At 69.2% G+C, this 18,118-nt stretch carries 18 protein-coding genes; 17 read left to right on the forward strand and 1 reads right to left on the reverse strand.

All coding sequences use genetic code 11. The annotated features are described in order from the left end of the window. Positions 1-26: 26 nt before the first annotated feature. The gene (locus tag D0B54_RS05640; RefSeq protein WP_117290007.1) at positions 27-3,359 is read left to right on the forward strand and encodes a transglutaminase family protein; all 3,333 of its coding nucleotides are present in this window, start codon (positions 27-29) and stop codon (positions 3,357-3,359) included. Here D0B54_RS05640 and D0B54_RS05645 read toward each other — a convergent pair. Further along, on the reverse strand, positions 3,356-4,450 hold the full coding sequence (locus D0B54_RS05645; protein WP_117290009.1) for a Rieske 2Fe-2S domain-containing protein: 1,095 nt from the start codon (positions 4,448-4,450) through the stop codon (positions 3,356-3,358). The genes D0B54_RS05640 and D0B54_RS05645 overlap by 4 nt on opposite strands. Positions 4,451-4,548: 98 nt before the next feature. On the opposite strand from D0B54_RS05645, the gene D0B54_RS05650 reads away from it, so the two are divergent. The 16 genes from D0B54_RS05650 to D0B54_RS05725 all read left to right on the forward strand — a co-directional run bounded on the left by D0B54_RS05650 (position 4,549) and on the right by D0B54_RS05725 (position 18,117). Next, on the forward strand, positions 4,549-5,427 hold the full coding sequence (locus D0B54_RS05650) for a LysR family transcriptional regulator (protein ID WP_117290011.1): 879 nt from the start codon (positions 4,549-4,551) through the stop codon (positions 5,425-5,427). Between the two features lie 56 nt (positions 5,428-5,483). Then, positions 5,484-6,188 carry a hypothetical protein gene (locus D0B54_RS05655; RefSeq protein WP_162932236.1) on the forward strand — a complete coding sequence of 235 codons (705 nt, stop codon included), beginning with the start codon at positions 5,484-5,486 and terminating at the stop codon, positions 6,186-6,188. Positions 6,189-6,438: 250 nt separating this feature from the next. Beyond that, positions 6,439-6,966: a flagellar basal body-associated FliL family protein gene (locus D0B54_RS05660; RefSeq protein WP_117290015.1), complete on the forward strand. Its 528-nt coding sequence runs from the start codon at positions 6,439-6,441 to the stop codon at positions 6,964-6,966. Continuing rightward, on the forward strand, positions 6,963-7,943 hold the full coding sequence (gene fliM, locus D0B54_RS05665; RefSeq protein ID WP_117290017.1) for a flagellar motor switch protein FliM: 981 nt from the start codon (positions 6,963-6,965) through the stop codon (positions 7,941-7,943). Before D0B54_RS05660 ends, fliM begins: the two co-directional genes overlap by 4 nt. A 7-nt stretch (positions 7,944-7,950) precedes the next feature. Further along, positions 7,951-8,289, forward strand: coding sequence for a flagellar motor switch protein FliN (gene fliN / locus D0B54_RS05670; RefSeq protein WP_117290019.1), 339 nt, complete (start codon positions 7,951-7,953; stop codon positions 8,287-8,289). Between the two features lie 6 nt (positions 8,290-8,295). Next, positions 8,296-8,772, forward strand: coding sequence for a flagellar biosynthetic protein FliO (gene fliO / locus D0B54_RS05675; RefSeq protein ID WP_117290021.1), 477 nt, complete (start codon positions 8,296-8,298; stop codon positions 8,770-8,772). Next, a complete protein-coding gene (fliP, locus tag D0B54_RS05680) occupies positions 8,772-9,524 on the forward strand; it encodes a flagellar type III secretion system pore protein FliP (protein WP_117290023.1) in 753 nt (250 codons plus the stop codon). Before fliO ends, fliP begins: the two co-directional genes overlap by 1 nt. After that, on the forward strand, positions 9,521-9,790 hold the full coding sequence (fliQ, locus tag D0B54_RS05685) for a flagellar biosynthesis protein FliQ (RefSeq protein ID WP_117290025.1): 270 nt from the start codon (positions 9,521-9,523) through the stop codon (positions 9,788-9,790). The genes fliP and fliQ overlap by 4 nt, the downstream gene beginning before the upstream one ends. A 161-nt stretch (positions 9,791-9,951) precedes the next feature. Then, entirely contained in the window at positions 9,952-10,734 is a 783-nt protein-coding gene (gene fliR, locus D0B54_RS05690) for a flagellar biosynthetic protein FliR (RefSeq protein WP_117290027.1), read from the forward strand. Next, positions 10,727-11,869, forward strand: coding sequence for a flagellar biosynthesis protein FlhB (flhB, locus tag D0B54_RS05695; RefSeq protein WP_117290029.1), 1,143 nt, complete (start codon positions 10,727-10,729; stop codon positions 11,867-11,869). Before fliR ends, flhB begins: the two co-directional genes overlap by 8 nt. A 233-nt stretch (positions 11,870-12,102) precedes the next feature. Then, complete coding sequence (gene flhA, locus D0B54_RS05700) at positions 12,103-14,172, forward strand: flagellar biosynthesis protein FlhA (RefSeq protein WP_117290031.1); 2,070 nt, start codon at positions 12,103-12,105, stop codon at positions 14,170-14,172. Between the two features lie 12 nt (positions 14,173-14,184). Then, on the forward strand, positions 14,185-15,447 hold the full coding sequence (gene flhF, locus D0B54_RS05705) for a flagellar biosynthesis protein FlhF (protein ID WP_117290033.1): 1,263 nt from the start codon (positions 14,185-14,187) through the stop codon (positions 15,445-15,447). Then, positions 15,434-16,309: a MinD/ParA family protein gene (locus D0B54_RS05710; RefSeq protein WP_205527285.1), complete on the forward strand. Its 876-nt coding sequence runs from the start codon at positions 15,434-15,436 to the stop codon at positions 16,307-16,309. Before flhF ends, D0B54_RS05710 begins: the two co-directional genes overlap by 14 nt. Beyond that, positions 16,306-17,031: an RNA polymerase sigma factor FliA gene (locus D0B54_RS05715; protein WP_240433558.1), complete on the forward strand. Its 726-nt coding sequence runs from the start codon at positions 16,306-16,308 to the stop codon at positions 17,029-17,031. Before D0B54_RS05710 ends, D0B54_RS05715 begins: the two co-directional genes overlap by 4 nt. A gap of 31 nt (positions 17,032-17,062) precedes the next feature. Continuing rightward, positions 17,063-17,455: a chemotaxis response regulator CheY gene (locus D0B54_RS05720; protein WP_117290037.1), complete on the forward strand. Its 393-nt coding sequence runs from the start codon at positions 17,063-17,065 to the stop codon at positions 17,453-17,455. Then, positions 17,455-18,117 carry a protein phosphatase CheZ gene (locus D0B54_RS05725; RefSeq protein ID WP_117290039.1) on the forward strand — a complete coding sequence of 221 codons (663 nt, stop codon included), beginning with the start codon at positions 17,455-17,457 and terminating at the stop codon, positions 18,115-18,117. The genes D0B54_RS05720 and D0B54_RS05725 overlap by 1 nt, the downstream gene beginning before the upstream one ends. The last annotated feature ends 1 nt before the right edge of the window (position 18,118 follow it).

Genomic DNA, 18,118 nt, shown 5'->3' on the forward strand with positions numbered 1-18,118 from the left:
AGCCGCCGACCGAGTACAAGGACACGATGACCATCCACGCCGCGCTGCACCACGTCACAGCCTACCGCTATGACCGCCGGGTCGGCATGTCGCCGCAGATCATCCGCCTGCGCCCGGCGCCGCATTCGCGCACGCGGGTGCTGAGCTACTCGCTGAAGGTGGAGCCGCAGCCCAACTTCATCAACTGGCAGCAGGACCCGTTCAGCAACTGGCAGGCGCGCGTGGTGTTCCCCGACCAGGTGACCGAGTTCAAGGTCACGGTCGACCTGGTCGCCGACATGGCGGTCTACAACCCCTTCGACTTCTTCGTCGAGCCCTCGGCGGAGCGCTATCCCTTCGAGTACGACGCCAGCCTGCGCCAGGACCTCGATCCTTTCCTGAAGCCGCTGCCGGCCGGGCCGCTGCTGCAGGCGCTGCTGGCGGAACTGCCGAAGGAGGCGCCGAACACGGTCAACTTCGTCGTCGACCTCAACCAGGCGCTGCAGCAGCGCATCGGCTACCTGATCCGCATGGAGCCGGGCGTGCAGACGCCGGAGGAAACCCTGGGCAAGGCCTCGGGTTCCTGCCGCGATTCCAGCTGGCTGCTGGTGCAGATGCTGCGCCATCTGGGCCTGGCGGCGCGCTTCGTCTCCGGCTACCTGATCCAGCTGACCCCGGACGTGAAGTCGCTGGACGGCCCCAGCGGCACCGAGATCGACTTCACCGACCTGCACGCCTGGTGCGAGGTCTACGTCCCCGGTGCCGGCTGGATCGGCCTGGACCCCACCTCCGGCCTGCTGGCCGGCGAGGGTCACATCCCGCTCTGCGCCACCCCGGAGCCGCAGACCGCCGCGCCGATCACCGGCAGCGTCGACGACTGCGAGGTCGAATTCGGCCACGAAATGAAGATCAGCCGGCTCTACGAGTCGGCACGGGTCACCAAGCCCTACACCGAGGAGCAGTGGCAGGAGGTCGACGCGCTGGGCGCGGCGGTCGATGCCCGGCTGGTGGCCGGCGACGTGCGCCTGACCATGGGCGGCGAGCCGACCTTCGTGTCGATCGACGACATGCAGGGCGCGGAATGGAACACCGCCGCGGTGGGGCCGGCCAAGGAGGCGCGCGCCTACGAGCTGGCGCTGCGCATGCGCAACCACTTCGCCCCGCAGGGCCTGCTGACCTACGGCCAGGGCAAGTGGTACCCCGGCGAGTCGCTGCCGCGCTGGGTCTATACCTTGTATTGGCGCCGTGACGGCCAGCCCACCTGGCGCCTGCCGCCGGCGCGCGCCGACAAGGTCAATCCGCCGACCAACGACGAGGCCAGGCAGTTCCTCGGCGCCCTGGCCGAGCGCCTGGAAGTGGACCCGCGCAACGTGCTCGACGCCTACGAGGACACGCTTCATTACCTGGTGCGCGAGCGCAAGCTGCCGGTCAACGTCGATCCCACCGATGCACGACTGAAGGACGCCGAGGAGCGCGCGCGCATCCTGCAGGTGTTCGAGCGCGGCCTGGGCACACCGCGCGGCTTCGTGCTGCCGGTGCAGCGCTGGCAGGCCGAGGCGCGCTGGATGTCGGAGCGCTGGCAGGTCCGCACCGGCCGCCTGCTGCTGATCCCCGGCGACTCGCCGGTGGGCCTGCGCCTGCCGCTGGAATCCCTGCCCTGGCTGCCGGCCGCGGAACGGCCGCAGTTCATCCCCGCAGATCCCGGAGCGTTGCCGGCGCTGGGCGCCACCGACCCGCGGCGCCAGCCCTACCTGCAGCGCCACGGCGTCAAGGAAGAAGACCCGCAGCGCCGCCGCGCCGCGCAGCGCGTCACCCCGGAATCGCGCCAGCCGCCGCCGCGCCGCCATGGCAGCTACCTGCAGGGCGGCAACGTGCGCACCGCGATGTCGGCGGAGTCGCGTGACGGCTTCATCAACCTGTTCCTGCCGCCGACCGAGCGCAGCGAGGACTTCCTCGACCTGATCGCGGCGATCGAGGACGTGGCGGCCGAGACCGGGCTGCCGGTGCGCATCGAGGGCTACGGCCCGCCGGCCGATCCGCGCCTGGAGATCATCAGGATCACCCCCGACCCGGGCGTGATCGAGGTCAACATCCACCCGGCGCACAACTGGGAGCAGCTGCGCGACAACACCCTGGCGATCTACGAGGAGGCGCGGCTGTCGCGCCTGACCACCGAGAAGTTCCTGATCGACGGCCGCGCGGTCGGCACCGGCGGCGGCAACCACGTGGTGGTGGGCGGCGCCACGCCGGCGGACTCGCCGTTCCTGCGCCGCCCCGACGTGCTGGCCAGCCTGCTGCGCTACTGGCAGAACCATCCGGCGCTGTCCTACATGTTCTCGGGCCTGTTCATCGGCCCCACCTCGCAGCATCCGCGTATCGACGAGGCGCGCGACGGCCAGCTCTACGAGCTGGAGATCGCCCTGGCGCAGCTGCCGGCCAGGGGCGGCAGCGTGCCGCCCTGGCTGATCGACCGCGTGCTGCGCAACCTGCTGGTGGACCTCACCGGCAACACCCACCGCGCCGAGTTCTGCATCGACAAGCTCTACTCGCCGGACTCCGCCACCGGCCGTCTGGGCCTGGTCGAGCTGCGCGGTTTCGAGATGCCGCCGCATGCGCGCATGAGTCTGGTGCAGCAGCTGCTGGTGCGCGCGCTGATCGCGCGCTTCTGGAACGAGCCCTATACCCAGCCGCTGGTGCGCTGGGGCACGCAGCTGCAGGACCGCTGGCTGCTGCCGCATCACAACTGGGCCGATCTCTGCGACGTGGTCGACGACCTGCGCCGCGCCGGCTACCCGTTCGCGCGCGAGTGGTTCGCGCCGCATTTCGACTTCCGCTTCCCGATCCACGGCACGGTCACCCACGAGGGCGTCACCCTGGAACTGCGCCAGGCCCTGGAAGCCTGGCCGGTGCTGGGCGAAGAGCCGGCCGGCGGCGCCACCGCGCGCTTCGTCGACTCCTCGATCGAGCGCCTGCAGGTCCGCGTGACCGGCATGACCGGCGAGCGGCACTACGTCACCTGCAACGGTCGCCGCCTGCCGCTGCAGCCCACTGGCACGCAAGGCGAGTTCGTCGCCGGCCTGCGCTACCGCGCCTGGCAGCCGGCGGCCTGCCTGCACCCGACGATCGGCGTGCACACGCCGCTGGTGCTGGACCTCTACGACACCTGGAACCGGCGCTCGGTCTCGGGCTGCACCTACCATGTCGCGCACCCGGCCGGCCGCAGCTACGAGACCTTCCCGGTCAACAGCTACGAAGCCGAGGCGCGGCGCCTGGCGCGCTTCGAGCCGCAGGGCCACCTGGCGGGCTGGTACGTGCCGCCGGTGGAGATGCCGAACCCCGAGTTCCCCTGGACCCTGGACCTGCGCCGCCCGCCGGGCTAGGGCCCCGGCACCACGGCCGGCACGCCCGGCAGACCGCGTGGCGAGTGGATGCCCTCCACCTGCTTCAGAAATTCATCGCGGCGCGTGCGCGGGTTGTAGAACTGCCGGTACCAGGTGCGCGCCTTGAGGAAGGGGCCGTCGCTGGGCAGGAACATGCCCTTGATGCAGGGACGCTTGTTCGCCCACACCTCGAAGTCCTGCGCGAAGGCGCCGAGGTGCCCTTGCTGGTAGGCGCGCGCCGCCTGCACGTCCGCCTCCGTCGCGACGCGGTTGCCCCCGGGTGATTTCACCAGCAGGCCATGCCATACCTGCACCAGGCCGTCGTCCACCGGCGTGTGCACGATGAAGATGATCGCCTCGAACAGGCCGGTCATGCGCGACAGCAATACCCCCGGACCGTGGTAGGCGGTGTCCGTGCGCAGCAGCGGGTTGCTGCCGTCCTTGTCGGCCAGGGCATCGCCGCGGGTCGTGCCGCCCTGGCGCTGGATCGCCAGGTGCCCACGGAACTCGTTCTCGAAGTATTGCGGCGTCGCGCCGTGGATCGGCCCCAGGTGGGCGGCATCGGCGATGTTGTCGACGATCTCCTGCGGGTGGCAGCGCAGCTGGCCGAGGTCGTCGAGCTGCCAGCGCACCCAGGACGGATCGTCCCATTCCTCCAGCCGCGGCGCCTGCCACTCCGGCGCGCCGCCTTCGGGATCGTGCCAGACGAAGATCGCACCCATGCGTTCCTCCACCGGCCAGCTCCGGATGCTGGCCGAGCGCGGGATGGGCTGGTCCGAGTAGGGAATCTGGTTGCACTTGCCGTCGGGGCCGAAGCGCCAGCCGTGATACGGACAGCGGATGGAGTCGCCCTCGATGCTGCCGTCCTGCACGACGTAGGACGTGGTGTTGCGCGCCAGGTGCGTTCCCATGTGCGGGCAGTACGCATCCAGCAGCACCACCCGGCCGCCGCTGCCGCGATAGAGCGCGAAGTCCCGGCCGAAGAAGTGCAGGTCCAGCGGCTTGTTCGTCAGCTTCGCGGCATCGGCCACCATGAACCAGCCGCGCGGGTAGGTGAACTCGCCCAGCTCGTAGTCTTTCGTCGTCGCCATCGGTGCCGCTCCGGTGCCTGAGGTGGCAATGAAGCTAGCAACCGGCACACCGTGCGTAAACGTTTGTTTTCGCACATTTGCTGTGCAAATATGCACGCATGATCGACTGGGACGACCTGCGCATCTTCCTCAACGCCGTGCGCAGCGGAAACTACACGGCCGCGTCCGAGCGGCTGAAGATCAACCGCACCACCGTCGGCCGCAGGGTCACCCGGCTCGAAGCGCAGCTGGGCAACTCCCTGTTCGAGCAGACCCTCAACGGCTACCGGCCGACCGCCTTCGGCCGCGCCGTGCTGGAAAGCGCGCAGCGCATCGAGCAGGAGGTCGAGGAACTGGCGGCGCGCCTCGCGGTGCTCGATACCCGCCTGGCCGGCACGGTGCGCGTCGCCACGCCCACCGAACTGGGCGACGAGTTCATGGCGGAGTTCGCGGCTTTCCGGGAACACTTTCCCGAGATCCACCTGGAGCTGACCCAGGCGCACGATCCGGTGGCCAGCCTGACCTCGCGCAAGGCCGACGTCGGCCTGTGCATCGCCCGCGAGGTGCCGGCGCATCTGCGCGGGGTCTCGGTCGGCCAGCTGCAGCGCGCGCTCTACGCGGCGCGCAGCTACCAGCGCCGGCTGGCGCGGCAACCGCAGCGGCGGCACCACGACTGGATCGGCTGGAGCAGGGACATGGCGAGCAGCCTGTCCGCCGACGCGAACGACCTTGGGATTCCGCAGGACGAAGCCGTCGTCACCACGGTGAACTCCTGGAACTCGCTGAAGGAGGCGGTCCGCTGCGGCCTCGGCGTCAGCCACATGTGGTGCTTCAGCGCGGACAAGGACCGGCGCCTGCTGCGCCTGCGGGAGCCGGAGGCCCGGCTGGGCTCCGGCCTGTGGGTGCTGCTGCGCGAGGACGTGCCGCCGGACGCCTGCACCGAGTCGCTGCTGAAGTTCCTGGCGCCGCTGGTGCGGAAGCGGATCGCCGCCGCCTGAGACGGGAAACCCTGATCCCGCGGCGGCATACTGCGTCCGTGGCGGCGGAGGTCGGCATGCGGGACGGGGCAGGGCAGGGCAGTGCGCTGGAGCCATGGGCCTGGCTGACCGGCCTGTGGCCGCTGCTGGCGGTGCACGCCGCCCATGCCATCTCGCTGAACGCCGGCCTGGTGCCGGCCTGCCTTCCCTATGTCGAGGGCTGCACCTCGATCAGCCGCGCCGCGCGCCAGGGCGACGCCATCCTGCTGTTCCGCGCCATGATGCTGCCCTACGTCGGCCTGCTGGCGCTGTTCTGGCTGCTCAACGCGCGCTGGTGCGCGCTGCTGGCGCCGGGGCGGGTCAAGGCGCGCCGCGCGATGCTGGGCTGCGGCCTGGTCGGCGCAGTGTTCCTGGCGCTGTACGCCACCACCCTGGGCGTGGACGGTGACTTCTACCGCTGGCTGCGGCGCTACGGCATCAACCTCTACTTCTCGCTGACCGTGCTGGCGCAGATGTTCCTGATCGCCATCGCCAGCCGCGCCGAGGTCCTGGGGGCGGGGCTGCGCCGTGCCTTCCTGGTCCTGCTGGCGCTGCTGCTGGGCCTGGGTCTTGCCAGCCTGCCGCTGCAGTTCCTGCTGGAGGGACCGGCGCGGGACGCGCGCATGAACGCCCTGGAATGGCAGTACGCGCTGCTGATGGTGCTGGCGTATCCGCTGACGGGGCTGGCCTGGAGGCGTACGGGTTTCCAGGCCGGGTTCGGGATCGGAAAGGACTCCTTGTAGGAGCGGCTGTTAGCCGCGAGGGAGGCTAGCCCGATCACCGGCAGATCGCGGCTAACAGCCGCTCCTACAACGGAGAACCGTCACGCGGTGCCGCAGAAACGCCCGCCGGGTTTCCGGCGTGGCGTCTGCGAGGACCCCGACAGCTTTCCGTCTCCCGATCCGCAAGTGATTGTCCTTGCTGGGATTTGTACAGCCGAAAAGCCATGGCACATGGCTTGTATCCATGCCTGCGTCCACAGGAGCAACAGGCATGTCGGCAGCCGCGAAAACAGCAGACGATGGTGATACCCCGGGGACGGCCGCCGCGCCGCCCAAGGCCAGGTCGCCGGTCCTGATCATGATCGTGGCGGTGCTGTTCTCGGCCGCCGCCAGCGGTGGCGCCGCATTCTGGTTCTCCAGCCATGGCGCCGCGCCTGCCGCCGCCCACGGTGAAGAGGCCAGTAAGGAAGAGCCCAAGGCACCGGCGCAGTACCTGGCGCTGGAGCCGTCTTTCGTCGTCAATCTCGAAGACCAGGACGCCTCGCGCTTCCTGCAGGTGGAAGTCCAGGTGATGGCGCGCGATGCCGCGGTGCTGGAGGCGGTCAAGCTGCACCAGCCGCGCATCCGCAACGCCCTGCTGCTGCTGATGGGCCAGCAGAAGACCGCGCAGATTTCCGACCGCGCCGGCAAGGAGAAGCTGCAGGCCGCCGTGCTCGCGGAAATCCAGAAGATCCTCAAGGACGAAACCGGCAAGCCCGGTGTCGAGGCCGTCTACTTCACCAGCTTCGTGACCCAATGAGCCGCGACCTCCTGTCACAAGACGAAATCGACGCACTGCTGCACGGCGTCGACAGCGGCGCGGTCGATACCGAGCCCGCTCCCGCCGCGCCCGGCGAGGCGCGTCCCTTCAACTTCGGCTCGCAGGACCGCATCGTGCGCGGCCGCATGCCGACGCTGGAGATGATCAACGAGCGCTTCGCGCGCCTGTTCCGCATCTCCCTGTTCAACATGCTGCGGCGCACGCCGGAGCTGTCCGTTGCCGGCATCGAGATGGTCAAGTTCAGCGAATACACGCACTCGCTGTTCGTGCCCACCAGCCTCAACCTGATCCGCGTCAAGCCGCTGCGCGGTACCGCGCTGTTCATCTTCGAGCCGCGCCTGGTGTTCACCGTGGTCGACAACTTCTTCGGCGGCGACGGCAAGCTCGCCACCAAGATCGAGGGCCGCGAGTTCACGCCCACCGAGATGCGCGTGATCCAGCTGCTGCTGCGCCAGGCCTTCGCCGACCTGCAGGAGGCCTGGTCGCCGGTGATGCCGCTGGAGTTCGAGTACCTGAACTCCGAGGTCAATCCGCATTTCGCCAACATCGTCTCGCCCAGCGAGATCGTGGTGGTCTGCAAGTTCAAGATCGAGCTGGAGGGCGGCAGCGGACACCTGCACGTGACCCTGCCGTACTCGATGCTGGAGCCGATCCGCGAACAGCTCGATGCCGGCATGCAGTCCGACCGCGTCGAGAAGGACGAGCGCTGGTCGCAGTCGCTGCGCGAGCAGATCAAGGACACCGAGCTGGAATGCGAGACCGAGCTGGTCCGCACGCAGATCAGCCTGCGCCAGCTGATGAACCTCAAGGCCGGCGACGTCATCCCCATCAACATGCCCAAGGTGCTGGAGCTCTGCGTCGAGAAGCTGCCGCTGTTCCGCGGCACCCTCGGTGTCGCCAACGGCCACCACGCGCTGCAGATCACCGAAACCATCCGTCGCCCCAGCTTCCACTAGAGCCCCCATGAACACGACCCCCAACAGCAACACGGCAGCCGGCAAGACCATCGACGCCGGCGAAAGCCACCCGGCCCACACCGGCGACTTCAACCTCGACGTGATCCTCGACGTGTCGGTGACGCTGTCGATGGAAGTGGGCCGCGCGCGCGTGCCGATCCGCAACCTGCTGCAGCTCAACCAGGGCTCGGTGGTGGAGCTGGAACGCGCCGCCGGCGAACCGCTGGACGTCTACGCCAACGGCACCCTGATCGCCCACGGCGAGGTGGTGGTGGTCAACGAGAAGTTCGGCATCCGCCTGACCGACGTGGTCAGCCCGGCCGAACGCATCCGCAAGCTGAAGTAAGGCCGCATGCAAGCCGACACCCGTCCCACGCCGGTGACGCTGACCGTGGCGGAAGCTCCGGCCGCCGCGCCGGCCGCGCCGCTCACCGGCAAGCCGATGCTGCTGGCCGGCACCGCGCCTTCGTACTCCGGTACCGGCAGCAGCCTGGCCTCGATGGCCGGCAGCCTGGTGCTGGTGCTGGGATTGATCTTCGTCTTCGCCTGGCTGATGCGCCGCGTGCAGGGCCTGCGCCCCGCCGGCGGCAGCACGCTGCGTATCGAGGGCGGCCTGCAGGTGGGCGCGAAGGAGCGCGTGGTGGTGCTGCAGGCCGGCGATACCCGCCTGCTGCTGGGCGTCACCGCCGGCAGCATCTCCGTGCTGCACCGCCTGTCCGACGCCGGCGCGACGCTGGCCGTGGAAGAAGGCCAGCCCGAAGCGGCGCTGCCGCCGTCGTTCCAGCAGGCCTTTGGCGAACAGCTCGACAAGCTGCTGGGGCGCAAGTGATGAACAAACTGTTTTCCGCGAAGACCGTCCTGCTGATCGTCGGCCTGCTGCTGTTGCCGGGCCTGGTGCATGCCGCCGGCCTGCCGGCGGTGACGGTGGCCCCGGCGCCGGGCGGTGGCCAGCAGTACTCGCTGAGCATCCAGGTGCTGTTCCTGATGACGGCGCTGACGCTGCTGCCGGCGGCGCTGCTGATGACCACCTCGTTCACGCGCATCATCATCGTGCTGGGCCTGCTGCGCCAGGCGCTGGGCACCGGCCAGACGCCCTCCAACCAGGTGCTGATCGGCCTGGCGCTGTTCCTGACCTTCTTCATCATGTCGCCGGTGCTCGACCGGGTCTACACCGAAGCGGCACAGCCCTACCTCGACGGCCAGATGGAGTTCCAGCCGGCCCTGCAGAAGGCCGCCGCGCCGGTGCGCCAATTCATGCTGGCGCAGACCCGCGAGGCCGACCTGATGACCTTCGCCAAAATCGCCGGCAAGGGCCCCTTCGCCCATGCCGACGAGATTCCCTTCACCGTGCTGGCCGCGTCCTTCGTCACCAGCGAGCTGACCACCGCCTTCCAGATCGGCTTCCTGCTGTTCATCCCCTTCGTGGTGATCGACCTGATCGTCTCCAGCGTGCTGATGAGCATGGGCATGATGATGCTGTCGCCGATGCTGATCTCGCTGCCCTTCAAGCTGATGCTGTTCGTGCTCGTGGACGGCTGGTCGCTGGTGATGGGTTCGCTGGCCGCGAGCTTCTCGGTATGACGCCGGAAGACGTCATGAGCTACGGCCGCGAGGCCCTGCTGCTGGCCCTGATGATCTCGGCGCCGCTGCTGCTGACCGCGCTGGCGGTGGGCGTGCTGGTGGGCCTGTTCCAGGCCGCCACGCAGATCAACGAAATGACCCTGAGCTTCATCCCCAAGGCCCTGGCGATGGCCGCGGTGCTGGTGATCACCGGGCCGTGGATGCTGCGGCTGCTGGTGGAGTACACGCGGCGCCTGATCGAGGGCATTCCGGGGTTGGTGAATTGATGGAACCCAGGCTCCTGCCGTCCCCTCTCCCGCTTGCGGGAGAGGGTGGCCCGCAGGGCCGGGAGAGGGTTTCTGTAAATGCCCGATGGGTTACTCCCACTCGATCTACAGAAACCCTCTCTCCCGGCCTCTCTCCCGCAGGCGGGAGAGAGGAGTAAAGAATGGAAATCACCCAGGCCCAGCTCGATTCCTGGCTGCTGCAGTTCTTCCTGCCGTTCGCGCGCATCGCCGGCCTGCTGATGGTGGCGCCGGTGTTCGGCACGCGCGGTGTGCCGGCGATGATGCGCCTGCTGCTGGCCCTGATGATCTGCCTGCTGATCGCGCCGCTGCTGCCGGCGCCGGCGCCGCTCAAGCCCTTCGGTGCGACCTGGTTCCTGGCGGTGGCGCAGCAGGTCGGCCTGGGCGTGGCCATGGGCTTCGTGCTGCAGCTGGTATTCGAAGGCATCATGATGGGCGGAGAACTGATCTCCTACAGCATGGGCCTGTCCTTCGCGCAGATGGCCGACCCGATCCGCGGCAGCAGCTCGCCGGTGGTGGGCAAGTTCCTGCTGACGCTGGCGATGCTGATGTTCCTGGCCATGAACGGCCACCTGGTGGCGCTGGAGATGCTGGCCGAATCTTTCCACACGATGCCGCCAGGCCCTACCGGCTTGGACGCGGAGCGCTGCCGCGCCCTGGCCCTGCTCGGCAGCCAGATTTTCTCCGGCGGCCTGCGCCTGGCGCTGCCGGTGATGGTGGCGCTGCTCACCGTCAACCTGGCCTTCGGCATCATGTCGCGCGCCGCACCCTCGCTGAACCTGATGTCGGTGGGCTTCCCGGCATCGCTGATCGCCGGCCTGCTGCTGCTGTACTTCGGCCTGGAAGGCCTGGGCCCGGTGCTGCGTGCGCTGCTGGAGAACGCCTGGGCCTTCACCGGCGCGTTGATGGGGGCGGACCGTGTCTGAGAGCAGCGGCCAGGAGAAAACAGAACGCGCCACACCCAAACGCCAGCGCGACGCCCGCAAGCGCGGCGACATCCCGCGCTCGCGCGAGCTGGCCACCGCGGCGGTGCTGGCGGTGGGGGTGCTGTCGCTGTGGGCCTTCGGCGGCGCCATCGCGCGGCGCTGTGCCGCGCTGATGCGCGAGGGCCTGAGCATCGACCCGGCGGTGCTGCACACGCCGCAGCGCCTGCCGACGATGTTCGGCGAGGCCCTGGTGTCCTCGCTGTGGGTGCTGCTGCCGCTGATGATCGCGCTGATGGGCGCGGTGTTCGCCGCGCCGCTGCTGCTGGGCGGCTTCAACTTCTCGGTGGAAGCGCTCAAGCCCGATTTCGGCCGTCTCAACCCGGTCAAGGGCTTCGGCCGCATCTTCTCCAGGAACAGCCTGATGGAAATGCTCAAGGCCTTTCTCAAATTCGTCCTGCTGGGCGGGCTGGCCGGCATGTTCCTGTGGCTCAGCCACGGCGAGTTCACGGGCCTGAGCCTGGAAGACCCGCGCGCCGGCATCGGCCATGGCCTGGGCCTGGTGCTGCGCTGCGCCATCTGGCTGCTCGGCGGCCTGCTGGTGCTGGCCTTCATCGATGCGCCCTACCAGTGGCTGGCCTACCAGAAGAAGATGCGCATGACGCGCCAGGAAGTGCGCGAGGAAATGAAGGAGAGCGAGGGCCGCCCCGAGGTCAAGGCCCGCATCCGCCAGCTGCAGCAGCAGATGGCCAGCCGCCGGATGATGGAGCAGGTGCCGGCGGCCGACGTCATCGTCACCAACCCGACGCATTACGCCGTGGCCCTGAAATACGCGGCCGGCGAGATGCGCGCGCCCAAGGTGGTGGCCAAGGGCGCCGACGAAATCGCCCGCCTGATCCGCGAACTGGCCGCAGAACACCGCATCCCGGTGGTGTCGGCACCGCCGCTGGCCCGTGCGCTGTACCGCAGCACCCGGCTCGACCAGGAGATCCCGGCCCCGCTCTACGAAGCCGTGGCCCAGGTGCTGACCTACATCTACCGCCTGCGCCAGTGGCGCAACGGCCCGGCGCCGTCGCTGCCGCCGATCGTCGATGTGCCGGGCGGCGAGCCGGATCCCGTACCGGATTCCCTGCAGTAACCGCTCGGCGGTGCAACCCTACCGTTTGCCACCATCCCGTTCACACCGAGTAGCGCAGCGTATCGAGGTGCGTGCCTCGATACGCCGCTTTGCGGCACTCGGCATGAACGGTTCGGTGGGGTCGCGACGGAAAACCAACGTGTCCATTTGTAAGACAGGTTCGTCCAACCGCAAGTAAACCCGTCAAGAACCCGCCTCCATCCGCCTAGCCCGGTTCTTGCACCCAGGGGTTCATGAACCTCGATCTCAAAGCCCTCCTGACCCGCCTGCGCGGCATCGAGCGCAGCGGCATCGCCGCGCCGATCCTGCTGCTGGTGATCCTGGGCATGATGGTGGTGCCGCTGGCGCCGCTGGTGCTGGACCTGATGTTCTCGCTGAACATCACCCTGTCGATCGTGATCCTGCTGGCGGTGATCTACGTCATGCGGCCGATGGAGTTCAGCTCCTTCCCGACCGTGCTGCTGTTCGTCACCCTGATGCGCCTGGCGCTCAACGTCGCCTCCACCCGCGTGGTGCTGATGCATGGCCACGACGGCCCGCATGCCGCCGGCAAGGTGATCGAGGCCTTCGGCGAGTTCGTCATCGGCGGCCACTACATGGTCGGCTTCATCGTCTTCGCGATCCTGACGATCATCAACTTCATGGTCGTCACCAAGGGCGCCGAGCGCGTGTCCGAAGTCTCCGCACGCTTCGTGCTGGACGCCCTGCCGGGCAAGCAGATGGCGATCGACGCCGACATGAATGCCGGCCTGCTGACCCGCGACGAGGCCAAGGAGCGCCGCAACGAGGTGCGCGAGGAAGCCGACTTCTACGGCTCCATGGACGGCGCCAGCAAGTTCGTCCGCGGCGACGCCGTCGCCGGCATCCTGATCCTGTTCATCAACATCGTCGGCGGCATCCTCATCGGCACCATCGAGCACGGCCTGCCGGTGGGCGAGGCGCTCAAGACCTACACCCTGCTGACCATCGGCGACGGCCTGGTGGCGCAGATTCCGGCGCTGCTGCTGTCGGTGGCGGTGGCGGTGCTGGTGACGCGCATGTCGCGCGCCACCGACATGACGCAGATGGTCACCAGGCAGGTCTTCGGCGAGCCCAAGGTGCTGGGCCTGGCGGCGGCGATGCTGGGCCTGATCGGCATCATCCCGGGCATGCCCAACCTGGTGTTCCTGGCGCTGGCCGGCGGCTGCGGCGGCCTGTCCTGGATGCTGGCCAAGCGCAGGCAGCAGGCTCAGGAGCAACCCATCGCGGCTGAAGCCGCTCCCACGAAGCCGGCTGAGCTGTCCTGGGAAGACGTCACCCCGGAAGACGTGCTGGGCCTGGAGGTCGGCTTCCGCCTGATCCCGATGGTCGACGCCCGCCAGGGCGGCGAGCTGATGGCGCGCCTCAAGGGCGTGCGCAAGAAGCTGACGCAGGAGCTGGGCTTCCTGGTGCCGCCGGTGCATATCCGCGACAACCTGGAACTGCCGCCCGGCGGCTACCGCATCACCCTGCACGGCGTGCCGCTGGCCACCGGCCAGGTCTACCCCGACAAGGACATGGCGCTGAACCCGGGCCGCGTGTTCGGCACCGTCGAAGGCATTCCCGGCAAGGACCCGGCCTTCGGCATGGAGGCGCTGTGGATCGAGCGCGGTGCGCGCGACCACGCCCAGACCCTGGGCTACACCGTGGTGGATGCCTCCACCGTCGTCGCCACGCATCTGTCGACGCTGATCAAGACCCACTCCGCCGAACTGCTCGGCCACGACGAGGCACAGCAGCTGCTGACGCAGCTGGCGCGCGCCGCGCCGAAGCTGGCGGAAGACCTGGTGCCCAAGCTGCTGCCGCTGGGGCTGTTCGCCAAGGTGCTGCAGCAGCTGCTGGCCGAGCGCGTGCCGGTGCGCAACCTGCGCGTGATCGCCGAGGCGCTGTCCGAAGCCGCGCCGCGCAGTCAGGAACCCGTCGCCCTGGCCTCCGCCGTACGCGTCGCGCTGGGCCGCCAGATCGTTCAGGAAATCAACGGCATGGACGCCGAGCTGCCGGTGCTGACGCTGGCGCCGCCGCTGGAACAGGTGTTGCAGGACTCCCTGCGCAACGGTGGTGCGGTGATCGAACCAGGGCTGGCCGAACGCATGCACAAGTCCATTGCGGACAGCGCGCGCAGGCAGGAGGCCAGCGGTCAGCCAGCGGTGCTGCTGGTGCCGCCGGGACTGAGGCCGCTGCTGGCGCGGTTCACACGGCAGACGATCCCGGGCCTGCACGTGCTGGCCTACGACGAGGTCCCGGACAGCAAGCAGATCCGGATAGCAGGAGCGGTAGCTTTCTAACGAAGCGATGACATGAAAATCAAACGATTCCTGGCGAAGAACATGCGTGAGGCCATCCGGCTGGTGCGCGAGGAGCAGGGCCCCGATGCGGTGATCCTGTCGAACCGCCGTATCGACGGTGGGGTCGAGGTGGTCGCCGCGGTGGACTACGACGCCGCGCTGATGCAGCAGGCCACGCGCCTGCCGGCGCCGCCGGCACCGGTCGAAGCGCCCGCCCCGGCACCGGTGATCGCCGCGCCGCAGCCGCAGCCCGCGCCGCGCCGCGCCGCAGCAGTACCGGCACAGAAACCCGTCGCCGTGACCGCGCCGGTCGCGCGGCCCGCGCCGCTGCCGCCAGTGGCCGCGCCCGAACTGCAGCAGCTGCGCCGCGAGATCGGCGGCGTGCGCCGCATGATGGAACAGCAGTACGCCAGCCTGATGTGGAAGGACCTGCGCGAGCAGCAGCCGGAGCGCATGGGCGCCCTGCGCGCCCTGGCCAACATCGGCATCGAACCGGCCCTGGTGCGCTCGATCCTCGACGAGTTGCCGGCGCAGACCGACGGCGAGCGTGCGCGCTTCCTGCCGCTGGGCCTGCTGTCGCGCCGCATCCCGGCGGCCAAGAAGGACTTCATCCTCGACGGCGGCGTCTTCGCCCTGGTCGGCCCCACCGGCGTCGGCAAGACCACCACCATCGCCAAGCTCGCCGCGCGCTATGCCGCACGCCACGGCGTGCGCGACATCGCCCTGGTCACCACCGATCACTACCGCATCGGCGCCCAGGAACAGCTTTTCACCTACGGCCGCCTGCTCGGCGTGCCGGTGCATACCGCAGCCAACAGCGAAGAGCTGGCCCGCACCCTGTTCAAGCTGGCCGACCGCAAGCTGGTGCTGGTGGATACCGCCGGCCTGTCGCCGCGCGACCAGCAGCTGCAGGCGCAGTTCGCCGAGCTGCACGGCACCCGCACGCCGATGCGCGTGCTGCTGACGCTCAGCGCCACGCAGCAGGCCGGCGACATGGAAGAGGTCGTGCGCCGCTTCAAGCCGGCCAGGCCCGAAGGCCTGATCCTGACCAAGCTCGACGAGGCCACCCGCATCGGCGGCGCCCTGTCGGCGGCCATCCGCCATCGCCTGCCGGTCGGCTACATCGCCGACGGCCAGCGTGTGCCGGAGGACCTGCACCTGGCCCGCGCCGACCAGCTGGTCCTGCGCGCCATGCAGCTCACCCGACAGAACCCCGCGTTGCCCGAAGACGGCACGCTTGCCCTGCAGTATGGAGTCCTCAATGCCGGTTCCTGAACATCAGGCTTCGGGTCTGCAGCGCCTGCGGCAGCCGCGGCCGGTGCAGGTGATCGCCGTCACCAGCGGCAAGGGCGGCGTCGGCAAGACCAATGTCTCGGTCAACCTGGCGGTGGCCCTGGCCAACGAGGGCAAGCAGGTGCTGCTGCTCGACGGCGACCTCGGCCTGGCCAATGTCGACGTGCTGCTCGGCCTGCAGCCGACCCACAATCTCTCGCATGTGATCGAAGGCGTCTGCTCGCTGGAGGACACCATCCTCAACGGCCCCTCCGGACTGATGGTGATCCCGGCCTCGTCCGGCAAGCGCCGCATGGCCGAACTGACGCCGGCCGAGAACGCCGGCCTGGTGCAGGCCTTCAGCGACCTCAAGCGGCCGCTGGACGTGCTGATCGTGGACACCGCCGCCGGCATCGCCGACAGCGTCATCACCTTCAGCCAGGCCTCGCAGGACGTGGTGGTGGTAGTCACCAACGACCCCTCCTCGCTGACCGACGCCTACGCCCTGATCAAGGTCCTGAACCGCGATCACGGCGTCAAGCGCGCCCACGTGCTGGCCAACATGGTGGCCAGCGGCAACGAGGCGCGCGAACTGTTCGACAACCTGCGCCGGGTCGCCGAGCGCTTCCTCGACATCACCCTGGACTTCATGGGCATGGTGCCCTCCGACGACTGGCTGCGCCGCGCGGTGCGGCGCCAGCGCTCCGTGGTGGACGCCTACCCGAACTGCCCGTCCAGTCATGCCTTCAAGACGCTGGCGCGCAAGATCGAAAGCTGGGGCCGGGCGGAAGGTGCCCGCGGCAACCTCGAATTCTTCGTCGAGCGGCTGGTGGCACACGGCCGCATCGCCGGAGCACTGGCGTGAACGCGCAGCTGCGGCCGCTGCCGCCCGCTGACGAGGCGCAGCTGATGCAGACGCACGCCGGACTGGTGCGGCGCATCGCGCTGCACCTGGCCGCGCGCCTGCCTTCGCACGTCGAGCTGGACGACCTGATCCAGGCCGGCGTGATCGGCCTGCTGGAGGCCGCGCGCCACTACAGCGGCGAACGCGGCGCTTCCTTCGAGACCTATGCCGGCATCCGCATCCGCGGCGCCATGCTCGACGAACTGCGCCACACCGACTGGGCGCCGCGCTCGGTGCACCGCCGCCAGCGCGAGGTCAGCGATGCGATCCGCAAGATCGAGCAGCAGACCGGCCGCGAGGCGCGCGATGCCGAGATCGCCGACCGCCTGGGCCTGCCGCTGGGCGAGTATCACGACATCGTGCAGGACGCTGCCCGCTGCCAGGTGATCAGCCTCGATGCCCAGCGCGACGAGGACGACGGCGAGGCGATGGACTATGCCGACCCCGGCGACGGTCCCTCCGACCTGCTGCAGCGCGACGAATTCCGCGCGGCGCTGGCCGAGGCCATCGCCGGCATGCCGGAGCGCGAACGGCTGGTGATGTCGCTGTACTACGACGACGAGCTGAACCTCAAGGAAATCGGCGCGGTACTGGACGTCAGCGAATCGCGCGTCTGCCAGATCCACGGCCAGGCACTGCTGCGCCTGAAAGCGCGTTTGTCCGAGTGGACGGCGCGGGCCTGATAGAGAACACGAGAAACCGGAGCACCACCCCATGAACCCGAACATGAAGATCCTGATCGTCGACGACTTCTCGACCATGCGCCGCATCGTCAAGAACCTGCTCAACGACCTGGGCTACACCAACACCACCGAGGCCGACGACGGCAAGAGCGCCTGGCCGCTGCTGCAGGCCGGCGGCTTCGACTTCGTGGTCACCGACTGGAACATGCCGGGCATGACCGGCATCGACCTGCTGAAGGCCATCCGCGGCGACGCCAGGCTGGCCAAGCTGCCGGTGCTGATGGTGACCGCCGAAGCGCAGCGCGACCAGATCATCGAGGCCGCCAAGGCCGGCGTGAACGGCTACATCATCAAGCCCTTCACCGCGGTGACGCTGAAGGAGAAGATCGACAAGATCTTCCAGCGCGCGGCGGAGACGGCCTGATGAGCGCCGCGGCGGCTGCCATCGAGCGGCAGCGCCTGGCTTCCGGCCTGCGCAGCCTGCTGGCTGCGGTGGAGGCCGCCGACGAGGCGGCGGTGGAGCGCGGCCTCGCTGCGCTGCTCAGCGCCCGCGAGCAAGGCCTGTTCGTGCACCTGGCGCGGCTGACGCGCGAGCTGCACCGGGCGCTGGGAGAGCTGGGCCTGGATTCGCGGCTCAGCGACCTGGCCGGCAGCGGCATCCCCGACGCCTGCGGCCGGCTCGACTACGTCGTGCAGGTCACCGAGCAGGCGGCGCACCGCACGCTGGACCTGGTCGACAGCAGCCGCGCGCTGGCCGGCAACATCCTCGGCCGCGCCACCGCCATGCAGGATTCCGCCGCGCGCCAGGCGATCCTGGAAGACACCACGACCCTGCGCCACCAGCTCACCGAACTGGCCCAGGCGCAGGAATACCAGGACATCGCCGGGCAGACCATCAAGCGCGTGATCGGCCTGGTGCGCAGCGTCGAGCAGGCACTGCTGGACCTGCTGCGTGCCGCCGGCACGCGCCCCGCGATGGCGGGCGTGCCGCCGCCGGCACCGCGCGGCCTGCAGGGCCCGGCGCTGCCGGGCAGCGGCCACAGCCAGCAGGACGCCGACGAACTGCTGGCGAGCCTGGGGTTCTGAC

The organism is Solimonas sp. K1W22B-7 (assembly GCF_003428335.1).
Taxonomy (GTDB): Bacteria; Pseudomonadota; Gammaproteobacteria; order Nevskiales; family Nevskiaceae; genus Solimonas_A.